This is a genomic window from Rhodococcus sp. IEGM 1341, from assembly GCF_030056895.1.
In the GTDB taxonomy this organism is placed as follows: domain Bacteria; phylum Actinomycetota; class Actinomycetes; order Mycobacteriales; family Mycobacteriaceae; genus Rhodococcoides.
Genome location: NZ_JASHKV010000001.1, coordinates 856,974 through 871,044, shown reverse-complemented (window position 1 = coordinate 871,044; position 14,071 = coordinate 856,974). Strand labels below are relative to the sequence as shown.

General features: G+C 66.2%; 13 protein-coding genes. 8 read left to right on the top strand and 5 right to left on the bottom strand.

Features of this window, described 5'->3' with window-relative positions; all coding sequences use genetic code 11:
- Nucleotides 1-15 precede the first annotated feature (15 nt).
- Complete coding sequence (moeZ, locus tag QM615_RS03875) at nt 16-1,182, top strand: adenylyltransferase/sulfurtransferase MoeZ (protein ID WP_283347030.1); 1,167 nt, start codon at nt 16-18, stop codon at nt 1,180-1,182.
- A gap of 58 nt (nt 1,183-1,240) precedes the next feature.
- Nucleotides 1,241-2,095 carry a TIGR02569 family protein gene (locus tag QM615_RS03870; RefSeq protein WP_283347029.1) on the top strand — a complete coding sequence of 285 codons (855 nt, stop codon included), beginning with the start codon at nt 1,241-1,243 and terminating at the stop codon, nt 2,093-2,095.
- Here the strand turns inward: QM615_RS03870 and QM615_RS03865 are convergent.
- On the bottom strand, nt 2,085-2,795 hold the full coding sequence (locus QM615_RS03865; protein ID WP_283347028.1) for a FadR/GntR family transcriptional regulator: 711 nt from the start codon (nt 2,793-2,795) through the stop codon (nt 2,085-2,087). The two genes, QM615_RS03870 and QM615_RS03865, sit on opposite strands and share 11 nt — an antisense overlap.
- A gap of 81 nt (nt 2,796-2,876) precedes the next feature.
- On the opposite strand from QM615_RS03865, the gene QM615_RS03860 reads away from it, so the two are divergent.
- From QM615_RS03860 to QM615_RS03835, 6 genes are all read left to right on the top strand, one after another.
- Nucleotides 2,877-4,118, top strand: a complete 1,242-nt coding sequence (locus tag QM615_RS03860) for an MFS transporter (RefSeq protein WP_283347027.1) — start codon at nt 2,877-2,879, stop codon at nt 4,116-4,118.
- Between the two features lie 237 nt (nt 4,119-4,355).
- A complete protein-coding gene (locus tag QM615_RS03855; protein WP_283347166.1) occupies nt 4,356-5,747 on the top strand; it encodes a nitrate/nitrite transporter in 1,392 nt (463 codons plus the stop codon).
- A 61-nt stretch (nt 5,748-5,808) separates the two neighbouring features.
- Entirely contained in the window at nt 5,809-8,304 is a 2,496-nt protein-coding gene (nirB, locus tag QM615_RS03850; protein ID WP_283347026.1) for a nitrite reductase large subunit NirB, read from the top strand.
- Between the two features lie 121 nt (nt 8,305-8,425).
- A complete protein-coding gene (gene nirD, locus QM615_RS03845) occupies nt 8,426-8,818 on the top strand; it encodes a nitrite reductase small subunit NirD (protein WP_094642301.1) in 393 nt (130 codons plus the stop codon).
- Nucleotides 8,819-8,838: 20 nt separating this feature from the next.
- Entirely contained in the window at nt 8,839-10,020 is a 1,182-nt protein-coding gene (locus QM615_RS03840) for a uroporphyrinogen-III synthase (RefSeq protein WP_255183303.1), read from the top strand.
- Entirely contained in the window at nt 10,020-10,748 is a 729-nt protein-coding gene (locus QM615_RS03835; RefSeq protein WP_283347025.1) for a sirohydrochlorin chelatase, read from the top strand. The genes QM615_RS03840 and QM615_RS03835 overlap by 1 nt, the downstream gene beginning before the upstream one ends.
- On the opposite strand, the gene QM615_RS03830 is transcribed toward QM615_RS03835, so the two are convergent.
- From QM615_RS03830 to QM615_RS03815, 4 genes are read right to left on the bottom strand one after another with little or no spacing between them, the layout of a single operon-like run.
- Nucleotides 10,702-12,483 (bottom strand): NTP transferase domain-containing protein, encoded by a 1,782-nt coding sequence (locus QM615_RS03830; protein WP_283347024.1) that lies wholly within the window; start codon nt 12,481-12,483, stop codon nt 10,702-10,704. The genes QM615_RS03835 and QM615_RS03830 overlap by 47 nt on opposite strands.
- Nucleotides 12,484-12,496: 13 nt before the next feature.
- On the bottom strand, nt 12,497-12,943 hold the full coding sequence (locus QM615_RS03825; protein WP_256989530.1) for a PaaI family thioesterase: 447 nt from the start codon (nt 12,941-12,943) through the stop codon (nt 12,497-12,499).
- A complete protein-coding gene (locus QM615_RS03820) occupies nt 12,940-13,281 on the bottom strand; it encodes an MGMT family protein (RefSeq protein ID WP_068046009.1) in 342 nt (113 codons plus the stop codon). The genes QM615_RS03825 and QM615_RS03820 overlap by 4 nt, the downstream gene beginning before the upstream one ends.
- The gene (locus QM615_RS03815) at nt 13,282-14,067 is read right to left on the bottom strand and encodes an alpha/beta hydrolase (RefSeq protein ID WP_176460496.1); all 786 of its coding nucleotides are present in this window, start codon (nt 14,065-14,067) and stop codon (nt 13,282-13,284) included.
- Nucleotides 14,068-14,071 lie beyond the last annotated feature (4 nt).

Here is a 14,071-nt window from a genome sequence, read left to right as displayed (position 1 = left end):
GAGCGTCGCTGCGTCGTGGTCCACCTACCCCCGCTGGTCGAACCCGCAGGCGAACTGTCGCCCGAGGACGTCGCCCGGTACAGCCGGCACCTGATCATTCCCAGCGTAGGAACCGACGGTCAGAAGCGACTGCGCAACGCCCGCGTGCTCGTCGTCGGTGCCGGGGGACTGGGCTCACCCGCATTGCTGTACCTCGCGGCCGCCGGTGTCGGGACTCTGGGCATCGTGGAATTCGACGACGTCGAACTGTCGAACCTGCAACGGCAGATCATCCACGGCCGGTCCGACGTGGGTCGCCCGAAGGCCGACAGCGCGAGAGACTCGATTCTCGAACTCAACGACGGCGTCGAGGTGACGCTGCACCGTGTTCGACTCGACTCGTCGAACGCACTCGAGCTCTTTCGGCAGTACGACCTCGTGCTCGACGGGACCGACAACTTCGCCACCCGATACCTCGTCAACGACGCGGCCGCGCTGGTCGGAATCCCTTATGTATGGGGTTCGATCTACCGGTTCGAGGGGCAGGTGTCGGTGTTCTGGGATCGAGCCCCCGGCGACGCAGGTATCAACTATCGCGACCTGTACCCCGAGGCTCCACCGCCCGGCATGGTGCCCTCGTGTGCAGAGGGTGGGGTGCTGGGGGTGCTGTGCGCGTCGATCGGGTCGATCATGGTCACCGAGGCGATCAAGCTGATCACCGGAATCGGCGAGACCTTGCTGGGTCGGTTGATGATCTACGACGCACTGGCGATGAGCTATCGAACCGTCGGTCTGACTCGTGACCCGCATCGAACGCCGATCACCGAGCTGATCGATTACGAGGCATTCTGCGGAGTGGTGCCGGCCGCCGAGTCCACCGGCGAATCGGTCACTCCGGCGGAGCTGCACGCAATGATGCAGTCCGGTCGCGAGATCGCCCTCATCGACGTGCGTGAGCCGGTGGAGTGGGACATCGTCCGCATCGACGGTGCGCGCTCGATTCCCAAGGGTCGAATCCTGTCGGGAGCGGCGATGTCGGATCTACCGCAGCACATCCCCATCGTGCTCTACTGCAAAACCGGCATCAGGTCCGCGGAGGTGCTCTCCGCCCTCGTGGCAGCCGGTTTCTCGGACGCCGCCCATCTGCACGGCGGAATAGTGGAGTGGGCCGAGCAGATCGATCCTGGTTTGCCGATGTACTGATGTGTCGCGTGTGCGCGTCGTCCGCAGCGGCACCGCGATCGGCGGTAGCGTGGCGCTCGTGAGCTCTGTCGAACCTCCTCAGCACGTGATCTCTACGTTCGGGCTGCGCGATGTCGAGCCTGCACCTCTCGGTGCGGACTGGGACGGTGGATGGCGTCTGGGCGATGTCGTCCTGTCCCCGGTGGCAGACCATGCCCGCGCCGCATGGTCGGCCAAGGTGCGCGAGACGCTGACCGTGGACGGGGTCCGTCTCGCCCGACCGGTTCGGTCGACCGACGGGCGATACGTCGTGTCGGGCTGGCGCGCAGACACCTTCGTTGCCGGCGAACCGGAGCCTCGTCACGACGAGGTGATCTCGTTGTCGATGCGGTTGCACGCGGCGACCGCGCAACTCGAGCGACCGCGATTTCTGGTTCAGCCCCCCGTGGCCCCGTGGGCCGATGTGGACGTGTTCGTCGCCGCCGACAGAGCTGCATGGGAAGCGGTCCCGCTGCGCTCTGCTCGTGGTGCCGGCGCACCCGAGCCGTCGTCCAGTGATGGCAAGAGCAGCCTGGAATTGGTCAAACAGCTTGCGACACTACGCAAGCCCGTCGAGTCACCGGACCAGTTGGTGCACGGTGATCTGTTCGGAACGGTCTTGTTCTCGGGTAGCGAGGCACCAGGGATCAGCGACATCACCCCGTACTGGCGTCCTGCGCCCTGGGCTGCCGGGGTGGCCGTGGTGGACGCCCTTTCCTGGGGTGACGCGGACGACGGTCTGGTCAACCGCTGGGACGATCTACCGGAATGGCCGCAGATGTTGCTGCGCGCGTTGATGTTTCGTCTCGCAGTGCACGCGCTTCATCCGCGTTCGACGTCCGAGGCGTTCCCCGGCTTGGCGCGAACGGCAGATCTGGTACGCCTTATTCTCTGACTTCCGCTGCGCGAGCCGGTGATTCCGCTGCGCGAGCCGGTGATTCGGAGAGTTCGTGGAACAGTGATCGAGCGGCCTGCATCGCGCGGGCCGCGTCACCGGCGATCACCGCCTCCACGAGCGCCGTGTGTTCGTCGATGTAATCGTCGTCGTGCTCGATGGCATGGTGGCGCATGGCGTCGTGGATCACCGGTAGCAGCGAATCGTAGAACTCGAGATAGATGGCGTTGTGGCTGGCCGCGACGATGGCGCGGTGCAGGCGTGCGTCGATCCGAACTGCATCGGCCAGCGGAGTCTCGTCGGACCACGCCGCGTTGCGATCGGCCAGCGCGCCGAGCATGGCACGGATGTCGTCGTCGTCGCGCCGGTCGGCCGCAAGAGCCGCCGCAGTGACTTCCAAGGTTTCGCGTAGCTCGGTGACATCGCGGTGCCGGGCGTCCGAGAAGTACTTTCCCAGGGTTCCGCCGAGATCGGAGCACGTCATGACGAAGGTGCCCGAACCCTGCCTGCGTTCGACCATGCCGGCGTGCACGAGTGCCTGCACGGCCTCGCGCACGGTGTTGCGCCCGGTGCCGGTGATCTCGCACAGTTCGGGTTCGGTGGGGATACGGGTACCCACCGGCCATCGCTGCGACGTGATCTCTTCGCGCAGCTGAGCGGTGACCTGGGAGATCAGGCTCGATCGCTGGACCTGCCGCACGTGGACTCCTCATGCCGGGGACGTTGCAGCGTCGATAGTAGTGCTTTGCACCCGATGATCCGGTCATCCTATGATTACGCGGTGAGTGCGCCCACCGCCCCCGATACCCGCCTCGTCGGTACCTCGCTCGTGCGTGGTCGAGTACTCGTCTTCTCCGCGATCGTCGTGTCCGCGCTGACTCTGCGCGCCGCCGTGACCTCGATCAGCCCGCTGTTCGGCAGAATCGGAACCGACCTCCAGTTCGGCACCACGGTCATCGGCATCGTCGGCATGTTGCCTCCGGCGATGTTCGCCGTCTTCGGCCTGGCCACGCCGTTCCTCGCCAAGCGCACCGGCCTGGAGCGGGCAGCTCTGCTGGCGATGGCGCTGACCACGATCGGTATGGCCACTCGTGCGTTCGCGCCGAACACCGCGTCTCTGCTCGCGCTGTCCGCGATCGCTCTTGCGGGCATGGGCATCGGAAACGTCGTCATCCCGCCGTTGGTCAAGCGGTATTTCTCCGAGCGGCTCGCCGTCGTCAGCACCATCTACATCTGCGCCATGCAGGTCAGCACCATGGTTCCGCCGTTGCTGGCCGTCCCCATCGCCGACGCGCACGGTTGGCGCATCTCCATCGGGATCTGGGCCGTCGTCGGCCTGGCCGCCGCGCTGCCGTGGCTCGGTGTGGTCATCGCCCGACGCGGCCGCGACGAGAAGGACGTCTCGGGTGAAGCCGGGTCGGCGTCGGTCCACGCATCGCCGAGCGGCCGAATCCACCGGTCCTCGCTGGCGTGGGGGATGGTGATGATGTTCGCAATGACCTCCCTGATCACCTACTCCATGCTCACCTGGTTGCCGACGCTCCTGATCGATGCGGGGATCGGAGAGGGCTTGGCCGGTGCGTCGGTGGCGGCGTTCGGAGCGATGGGACTGATCACGTCGCTGGCCGCGCCGACGCTCTGTGCGCGCGTGCGCAATCCGTACGGCATCGTGATGGTTGCCGCGGCGTGCTACCTCGGCGGGTTCGCGGGCCTGCACTGGTCTCCGACTGCCGGTACGGTCGCGTGGGTGTGCCTGGTCGGGCTGGGCACGATGACGTTCCCGATGTCACTGACGCTGATCAACCTCAGGACGCGCACGGCCGTAGGCTCGTCCTCGCTCTCGGGATTCACCCAGGGGCTGGGTTACGTGGTGTCCTCGACCGGTCCGATTCTGTTCGGGCTGCTGCACACCGAGTCCGGGGGCTGGGGACTCCCGTTGGTTCTGTTGACCGGATGCGTAGCGGTTCTGCTGGTCGGAGGATTCCTGTGCTGCCGACCGAGGATGCTCGAAGACACCTGGTGACGTTCGGTGCACGTTGACGCTTCAGCTCACGTCGGTGCTCGACGGCACGTGAGACCAAGTTAATCAACGAGTCATCGCGCGCAGCGCCGCGGCAACATGGCTTTCCTATGTTCGGTTCACACACCGATCAGGAGGCCACACGTGACCAGCCTTTCTCGCAGCGCTTCGGCAGATGCCGGCTCAGCCACCACGGCGACGGTTCCACCCGGAACAGTTCCCGTCTCCGTCAACCATCACATCGCGCACTGGAATTCCGAGGACGTCGAGGCCTGGGAGGCCGGCGGCAAGCAGATCGCCAAGCGCAATCTGATCTGGTCGGTCATCGCCGAGCACGTCGGATTCTCGATCTGGTCTATCTGGTCGGTGATGGTGCTGTTCATGCCGTTGTCGGTCTACGGCATCGACGCCGCGGGCAAGTTCTTCCTGGTGGCCGTCCCCACCCTCGTCGGCGCGATCCTGCGCATTCCGTACACCTTCGCCACGGCCAAGTTCGGTGGCCGTAACTGGACCATCTTCAGTGCTCTGGTGCTCCTGATCCCCACCGTGCTGACCATGTACTTCATGCTCAACCCGGCGTCGTACACCACCTACATCATCGTTGCGGCGTTCGCCGGACTCGGCGGCGGTAACTTCGCGTCCTCGATGACGAACATCAACGCGTTCTATCCGCAACGCGAGAAGGGGTGGGCGCTCGGCTTGAATGCGGGCGGCGGCAACATCGGTGTGCCCGTCATCCAGCTCATCGGCCTGTTGGTCATCGCCACCATCGGCAACACCGCCCCCGAGATCGTGTGCGCCGTCTATCTCGTCTTCATCGCGCTTGCCGCCGTCGGTGCCGCGCTGTACATGGACAACCTGGACAACCAAAAGACCAACGGACGCTCCATGATCGACGTGCTGAAGTTCTCGGACTCGTGGTGGATCGCCTTTCTGTACATTGGCACGTTCGGGTCGTTCATCGGCTTCAGCTTCGCGTTCGGGCAGGTCCTGCAGATCAACTTCCTCGCCGGACTCACCGACGGAGCACCGGCGACTCCCGCTCTACAGGCGCAGGCATCGCTGCAGGCCGCTCAGATCGCGTTCATCGGACCGTTGCTGGGATCGCTGTCGCGTCCGTTCGGCGGCAAGCTCGCCGACAAGATCGGTGGCGGCAAGATCACCCTGTACACATTCGTGGCCATGACGTTCGCCACCGGGATTCTGGTTGCGGCCAGTACCTGGGACGATTCGACTCCCGGCGCGGCCAGCGGCACCGTGATGGTGCTCTTCGTCGTCGGATTCATCGCACTCTTCCTGCTCTCGGGCCTCGGAAACGGATCGGTGTACAAGATGATCCCCGCCATCTTCGCTGCGAAATCCGCTCAGCTTCAGGGCATGACGGTCGACGAGCAACAGCACTGGTCGCGCAAGATGTCCGGTGCCCTCATCGGAATCGCCGGCGCGATCGGCGCTCTCGGCGGCGTGGGAATCAACCTGGTGCTGCGGGCGTCGTACTCGGGCACCGCGAAGTCCGCGACCACCGCGTTCTGGGTGTTCCTCGCCTTCTACATCGTCTGCGCGATCGTCACCTGGGCGATCTACCTGCGCAAGACCAACTCCGCCGACGCCGACGCACCGGTAGCAGTCTGAGGATCCATCACCGGCGAGAACGAAACACACTGCACGGCAACGTAGATCGGAAGGACTCGCAATGAAGAACGCGGTAGTGGTAGGTCACGGGATGGTCGGACACCGATTCGTCGAAGCGTTGCGTGCGCGCGACGAGGCGGCCGAGTGGAAGGTCACGGTGCTGTGCGAGGAGGCGCTGGCGGCGTACGACAGGGTGGGACTGTCGTCCTACGTCGGTGCCTGGGACCACAAGGAACTCGCTCTGGCGGGCAACGACTATCCCGGTGACACCCTCGTCGAGATGCGCACCGGAGTACGGGCCGATCGCATCGACCGCGACCACCGCACCGTCGTGACCTCGGCGGGGGACACCGTCGAGTACGACGCTCTGGTCCTCGCCACCGGCTCCTACCCGTTCGTGCCGCCGATCACCGGACACGACCTGCCCGCGTGTTTCGTCTACCGAACCCTCGACGACCTGGACAAGATCCGTGCCCGCGCCGACGCCGCAGGCCCGGGTGCCGTCGGTGTGGTGGTCGGCGGTGGCCTCCTCGGTCTCGAAGCGGCGAATGCGCTGAAGAAGATGGGCATGACCCCGCACGTCATCGAGTTCGCTCCACGATTGATGCCGCTGCAGGTGGACGAGGGCGGCGGCGCACTGTTGGCGCGTCTGGTCACCGAACTCGGATTGAACGTACATGTGGGAGTCGGCACGTCGTCGATCTCCGAGAACGACAGCGCCGGTCTGACGGTCGAGTTGAGCGACGGCAGCACCATCGACGCCGCGCTGCTGGTGTTCTCCGCCGGTGTGCGTCCCCAGGATCGGCTGGCACGCGAGAGTGGCCTCGAGGTGGGTGAGCGCGGCGGCATCATGGTCGACATCGGCTGCAGTACCTCCGATCCTGCCGTCTACGCGATCGGTGAATGTGCTGCGGTCGAGGGCCGGTGCTACGGACTGGTCGCTCCCGGGTATTCGACGGCGGAGGTCGTGGCCGACCGATTGCTCGGCGGCGCAGCGCAATTCCCGGGTGCCGACATGTCCACCAAGCTCAAGCTGATGGGCGTCGACGTCGCGAGCTTCGGCGACGCGATGGCGGCAACGCCGGGCGCACTCGAAGTGGTGTTCAGCGATGCCCCCAAAGGCACGTACGCCAAGCTCGTCGTCACCGACGACGCGAAGACGCTGCTCGGCGGCATCCTCGTCGGCGACGCCTCCGCGTACTCGCTGTTGCGGCCGCTGGTCGGTCGCGAGTTGCCCGGCGATCCGGGCGCTCTGATCTCACCTGCCGCCGAGCAGGTCGGCATCGGTGCACTGCCCGACGACGCCGAGATCTGCTCGTGCAACGGTGTGAGCAAGGGTGCCATCTGCTCCGCGATAGCCGACGGAGCCTGCGACCTGGCGGCCGTGAAGAGCTGCACCACCGCGGGTACCACCTGTGGCGGATGCCTGCCCTCGATCAAGTCGTTGCTCGCCGCGTCCGGTGTGGTCCTCTCGAAGTCGTTGTGCGAGCACTTCGCTCAGTCCAGGGCCGAGCTGTACGAGATCGTTCGGGCCACGAACACCCGCACCTTCTCGTCGCTGATCGCCAAGTACGGCTCGGGAACCGGCTGCGACATCTGCAAGCCTGTCGTCGCGTCGATTCTCGCGTCTACGTCCTCCGACCACATTCTCGACGGCGAGCAGGCGTCGTTGCAGGACACCAACGATCACTTCCTGGCCAACATCCAGAAGAACGGCACCTACTCGGTTGTGCCGCGTATGCCCGGCGGTGAATGCACTCCGGAACAGCTCATCGTCATCGGCGAGGTCGCTCGCGATTTCGGGCTCTACACGAAGGTGACCGGAGGGCAGCGCATCGACATGTTCGGTGCCCGCGTCGAGCAGTTGCCGGCGATCTGGAAGCGCCTCGTCGACGCCGGGATGGAGTCGGGTCAGGCGTACGGGAAGTCGCTACGGACGGTCAAGAGCTGCGTCGGATCGAGTTGGTGCCGTTACGGCGTCCAGGATTCGGTGGGGATGGCCGTCGATCTGGAGAACCGCTATCGAGGTCTGCGGTCGCCGCACAAGATCAAGTTCGGCGTCTCGGGCTGCGCTCGCGAATGCGCCGAGGCCCGCGGCAAGGACGTCGGGATCATCGCGACCGAGGGTGGTTGGAACCTCTACGTAGGCGGTAACGGAGGTCAGTCGCCCAAGCACGCGCAGTTGCTCGCGTCCAATCTCGACGATGCCACCCTGGTCAGCTACATCGACCGTTACCTCATGTTCTACGTGCGTACAGCCGACCGGCTGCAGCGCACGGCGCCGTGGCTCGAATCGCTCGACGGGGGACTCGACCACCTCAGAGCCGTCGTGTGCGAGGACAGTCTCGGGATCGGTGCCGAGCTCGAATCCGACATGGAACGCCACGTCGCCGGATACAAGGACGAGTGGGCCGGCGTGCTCGAAGACGACGAGAAGCTCGGTCGGTTCGTCTCCTTCGTCAATGCTCCGGACGAGTCCGACCCCACGATCGCGTTCGACGAGTCCGGCGCGCGCAAGGTGCCCGTGCTGATGGGAATGCCACGTGTGGGCGCGTGAGCCGATACGGGAGCTGACAACCGGCAGGTCACGAGACTGAGTGCATGTGCACAGACGGGTAATCGCGACTTAACGGCCAAGAAACACAAGCAACGTGGAATAGCTGATCAGGAGGTACGCCATGACTGTCATCGATTCGTCAGCAGTGAAGTCACCATCAGCGGTACCGAACGACATCGCTCGTGATTGGACCCCGGCCTGCACGCTCGACGCGCTGATTCCGGGGCGCGGGGTAGCGGTGCTCCTGCGAGGCGGCACCCAGGCGGCGCTGTTTCTGCTCGACGACGGACGACTGTTCGCGGTGGGCAACATCGATCCGTACGGGCGTGCAGCAGTGATGTCACGCGGACTGGTGGGAGACCGAGGGGGCGAACCCACCGTCGCATCGCCGCTGCTCAAGCAGGTTTTCTCGCTGGCCGACGGGCGCTGCCTCGATGACCCGCAGGTCACCCTCGGATCGTTCGAGGTCTCCTGCGTCGAGGGCGTCGTGCTCGTCCGCGGCGGATCTACGTGAGCGAAATTGCAGGGGCTGCAATGCCTCTGGTCGGGTTCACCGTCGGGATCACCGCTTCGCGTCGGGCCGAGGAGTTCGCGACTCTGCTCGAGCGGCGCGGGGCCACCGTGATGCATGCCCCCGCTATTCGCATCATCCCACTGGCCGACGACGCCGAGCTCGAACGCGTCACCGCCGCCGTCATCGCTGATCCACCCGAAATAACCGTGGCCACAACAGGAATCGGATTTCGTGGCTGGGTCGAGGCAGCGGACGGGTGGGGGCAGGCAGAAGAACTGGGGCGGGCACTCGGTGCGTCCCGTCTGCTCGCTCGCGGTCCGAAGGCGAAAGGAGCCATTCGAGCAGCCGATCTACGCGAGGAGTGGTCGCCCGCCTCGGAGTCCTCGGCGGAGGTACTCGAACATCTGTTGGCCGAAGGGGTGGAGGGCAAACGCATCGCCGTGCAGCTGCACGGCGCGACCACCGAATGGGAGCCGGTCCCCGATTTCTGCGAGGTGTTGCGCTGCGCGGGAGCCGAGGTGGTGCCGGTGCCGGTGTATCGCTGGACAGCGCCCGACGACCAGAGCCCGATGGACCGCATGATCGAAGCCGTCATCGTCGGTGATCTCGATGCCCTCAGCTTCACCTCGGCACCGGCGGTGGCGTCGATGCTGATGCGCGCCGACGAGAACGGAGTGCTCGAACCTTTGCTGCAGTCGATGCGATCGAGGGTGCTGCCGGTGTGCGTCGGGCCGGTGACGGCAGCGCCCCTCGAACAGCTGAACGTGGCCACCACACAGCCGACACGGGCGCGTCTGGGGGCACTCGCGCGGCACATCGCCGAAGAACTGCCGAGGCGCACCGGTCGTCTGCATGCGGGCGGACACGTGGTGAGTGTTCGCGGTAAGTGCGTGGTGGTCGACGGTGAAGTTCGACCGGTGTCCCCAGCAGGCATGGCGTTGATGAAGACGTTGGCTCGCAATCCAGGACGCGTCGTCTCCCGCGAGGACCTGTTGGCGTCCCTGCCCGGCGGAGGGGGCGACACCCACGCGGTGGAGACGGCGATGACCAGACTCAGATCCTCGCTGGGTGCGCCGAAAGCTATCCAGACCGTGGTCAAGCGTGGCTATCGCATCGCACTCGATCACATCGAGACCGAAACGGACTGCGATTCCGAAGAACCGGCTGATCGAGTGGCCGTCGTAGAAGGGGGAAAGTACTGATGACACCGACTCTTGTTCTGGTTGCCCACGGCACCCGAAACCCCCGTGGTGTCGAAATGGTCGCCGCACTCGCCGATGCCGTGTCGACGCAGATCGGTACCACGCGCGTGGCATTCGTCGACGTACTCGGGCCGTCACCGGCCGAGGTGCTGCGCGACACCGCCGGGCCCGCGGTCGTGGTTCCCGCTTTCCTCGCGTCGGGCTACCACGTGCACACCGATGTGCCGCGTGAGATCGCCGACAGCGCCCACACGTCGGTCTCCGTCACCCGCGCTCTCGGACCCGACCCAGTGCTGGCCGAGGTCATGGTCGACCGACTACGTGACGCCGGGTGGTGCTCGGGCGATCCGATCGTGCTCGCTGCCGCAGGATCGTCCGATGCTCGTGCGTTGGAAGAACACCGGCGCGCGGCGGCGATGTTGGCCGATGTCGCCCGAGTCCCGGTACGCATCGGCTACGTCGCCACCAGTACCCCCACCGTGTCCGACGCGGTGTCGACCCTGCGAGAAGCCGGGCACGCACGTGTGTTCGTGGCGTCGTATCTGTTGGCGCGCGGCCTCTTTCACAACCGTCTCGCCGACGCCGGAGCCGACGGCGTCGGTGCACCGCTCGGCGTGCATGCCGCGATCGTCGATCTCGTGGTCGCGCGCTACCGCGAGGGTGTTCGATCTCTCGGTGAAACTAGTGGTGCGGCAACGGAAGAATTGTCACCGGCTCGTCGGCGCTGACCTCGGCCGGGATCACAGCCAGTGCGTCGCGGCCGACGAGGTGAGCGAGGTGCGCCGTGCGGACTCGGGTATCTGCCCGCCACCGTGTGCCGTCCGCGGTGACCGGGACGATGCGAGGCGTCGAGGATCGAACCTCGGCAGCATTGGACAACAGGCCGATCCGCGATGGGCGCACCGTTCTCCCGGTCAGGGCATCGACGATCGCGGGCGCGGCGAGCATCGCGGTACCGACGGCCGCCAGCGGATTGCCCGGTAGGCCGAGTACCACTGTGCCGTCGGGCAACGCCGCGGTGATCTGAGAACCGCCGGGACGCATGCGCATTCGCCCGACGACGGTCTCGGCATCGATGCCGGCGAGGGTCGCGCGGAGCTGATCGGCTGCCCCGCCTCCGGTTGCCCCGACGACGATGATCACGTCCACGTCCCGAGTGCGGGTCAGCACGTCTCGAAACCCCGTCGCAGAATCGTCGAGCAGCGTCACGTCGACGACGGTGATGCCGCAGTGCGCCAGGTAGTCCGGCAACACCGACCCGAGCACGTCCCTGGTCTCGCCGGGAGCGAGTGGCCCGGTGGATCGGATCTCGTTGCCGCTGATGACTACTCGTCCGCGGACCGGACCGCGCACCGCCACCTCGAACACCTCTGCACTGGCAGCGAGCGATCGTACGGCCGCATCGATCGGGGTGCCGGCTGCGACGAGTTCGGTACCGGGCAGCCAGTCCTCACCGCGTCGACGCGTGTCGTCGGACTGCGGTGCCGTCGGGATGCGTCGAGCCGAACTGCCGGACTCGCGGGTCATGTGCTCGTCGCGAACCACCGATGTCGCTCCGGGCGGAAGCGCTGCGCCCGTCGCGATGCGCACGGCCGTTCCTTCGGTGAGTGGGGCGATGTCGGAGGTGCCGGCGTACGCGATGTCGGACCGGAGCGTCCACGGATCGGTGCCGCACACGGCGTAGCCGTCCATCGCGGAGATGTCGACTGCCGGCAGCGCGGTTCGGGAGACGAGGGGTTCCGCGAGCACGGTTCCGGCACTGTCCTGCAGGGGAATTCGACGGATCGGCAACGCGGGGAGTCGGCTCCGAACGCGTTCGAGTGCGTCGCTCACCTCGAGCGTCTCCGGCTGTTGTGCGGCCAGACGGGCGGCGAGAAGATCGGCGGGGGTGTCGCAGTCCTCGACACCGGACACCGCGATCACCAGATGATCGGCAGGAAGGATCGTGCGCATCGGCGCGCCCTCCACCGAATCCAGCTGTGCCAGCGCGGAACGCAACGCGCCGTGCCGCCAGACTCCCAGCAGGAATTGGGTACGACCGGCACTGTCGCGGGCGAAGACGGCGTCGGTCTGCGAGCGAGATACGGCACCGATCAGCGACTCGACCGTCGCGGCGTCGAGAAAGGGTAGATCCGACGCGATGACCACCACCAGATCCGCGGTGCCTTCCGCACAGTCGTCGAGTGATCGCAGGCCCGCGGCGAGTGCAGCGACCGGGCCGCCGCCCACGGGGGACTCGCGAGTCTGCACCACGTGATCGGGCACTCCGGTACGGGTCGGACCCACCAGAATCGTTGTGCGACAACTCGTTACCGCGTCCACGGCGATGTCGACCATACGGCGCCCGCCGACGGTCATGGCAGGTTTGTCGACCTCGTGCGGCGCAGCGGGGTTCTCGGGATCTGCCATCCTCGACCCTCGACCGCCGGCGAGGACGATCGCGTCGCAGACCGGTTGCGTCACGTTGCGAGCTCCGTCATGTCGGCAGCGGCACGTTCTGCAGGCGAACCTGCCCGCGTGCTATGACTTTTCCGCTGTCGGAGGCGGTGATCGTGACCAGCCACAGTTGTTGAACACGGCCCTGCTGCAACGGTTCTGCGACAACGTCGACGCGGCCGCCCTTGCTGGCGCGGAGAAAGTCGGTGCCGTTGTGTACGCCGACTGCGAATTCACCGCGATCCTTGACCGCCTCGCTGGCACCGATGCTCGCTGCGCTCTCGACGGCAGTGGTGTAGACGCCGCCGTGGACGACCCCCCAGGGCGTGAAGTGCTCGTCCGTCAACTCGATGTGCCCGGCCACCCTGGTGCCCGAGACCTCGTCGACGACGAGACCGGCGGAGGCGACGAAGCTGCTCGCCTTCGACAGCGCGAACTTCGCCGTGGGGCGTGGATCGAACTGCTCGAGTGCGTCCCTGATGTTCATTCTCCGAGATTAGTGGTCGGCGGCGGTGGCGGTGGGAGCGCGCCGAAGTCGAATCGAATCGAGCTCAATGGCACGCGCCCGTCGTGGTTCGGAACGCCTTCGCTGCGCAGAGTTTCCAGCTGTCTCGAGGCCAGGTGCGGGGCGGGCCTTCCACTCGCGCCGAGGACTCGATGCCAGGGCAGGTCGGCGGAATCGGTGCGCATGATCCATCCGACGATGCGTGGACTCGACAGGTCGGCGGCGGCCGCGATGTCTCCGTAGGTGGCCACGAATCCAGGGGGGATCGACGCGACCAACGCGCGAACTCTCTCGACCTGGGCTTCGGTGATCGGGGCCATCTACAGCAGGGATCGCACCAGCTCGGCGACCTCGACCGGCTTGGCCTGGCCGACCATGTGATCGCAGTCCAGTTCGACCGTTCGTAGGTTGTCACCGAGCTTGTCTCGCAGCGCCGAGAGGAATTCCTCTGTGACATAGGGGGGTTCGACGCGCATGGCCCGCACCACGATGGTCGGGACACTCTCGGCGGGGACCACGATCGGACGTGCGAGCTCGCCCCACGTCGCGACGATGGCCGGAATCGACATTCGCCACGCGACCTTTCCGTCGTCGGCGGGGATCAGGTGATCGGCGACCTCACGGTCGAGCAATTCGGTGGGCACGTCCGCCCACGCCCCGTGGATCTTCTCCGAGCGCGCCTCGTCGACGTCGGTGTAGTCGGGGGATTTCGCGGTCGCCTCGGCCACCTCGAGTAGCTCCTCCGGCGGCAGAGCGATTGCGGGATCGAGCAGAATCAGCGCCCGCACAGCCTCGGGGAACCTCTGCGCGAGGTGCACGGCCAGCGCGCCGCCGTACGAGTGGCCGAGGACCACGACCGGTCCACGCGCATGGGCGTCGAGCACGGCTTTGAGCGCAGTGACCTGCGCGTCGATGTCCCAGGGCGGTGTGGATGGGGAATGCCCGTGGCCGATGAGGTCGGGTGCCAGAATCCTGGCCTCGGGAAGGTGGTTCTCGGCGAGGTCCCACCACCGGGCACCGTGTCCGGTGACACCGTGGACGGCGAGGATTTCGGGACCGTCTGCGGGTCCGAACGTATGCAGATTCAACTCGGTCACGTCGACCACTATG

Coding starts and splice junctions, on each gene's coding strand:
- nirB (WP_283347026.1), top strand. CDS start 5,809: ATGAAGAACGCGGTAGTGGTAGGTCACGGGATGGTCGGACACCGATTC.
- nirD (WP_094642301.1), top strand. CDS start 8,426: ATGACTGTCATCGATTCGTCAGCAGTGAAGTCACCATCAGCGGTACCG.
- QM615_RS03840 (WP_255183303.1), top strand. CDS start 8,839: ATGCCTCTGGTCGGGTTCACCGTCGGGATCACCGCTTCGCGTCGGGCC.
- QM615_RS03835 (WP_283347025.1), top strand. CDS start 10,020: ATGACACCGACTCTTGTTCTGGTTGCCCACGGCACCCGAAACCCCCGT.
- QM615_RS03825 (WP_256989530.1), bottom strand. CDS start 12,943: ATGAACATCAGGGACGCACTCGAGCAGTTCGATCCACGCCCCACGGCG.
- QM615_RS03820 (WP_068046009.1), bottom strand. CDS start 13,281: ATGGCCCCGATCACCGAAGCCCAGGTCGAGAGAGTTCGCGCGTTGGTC.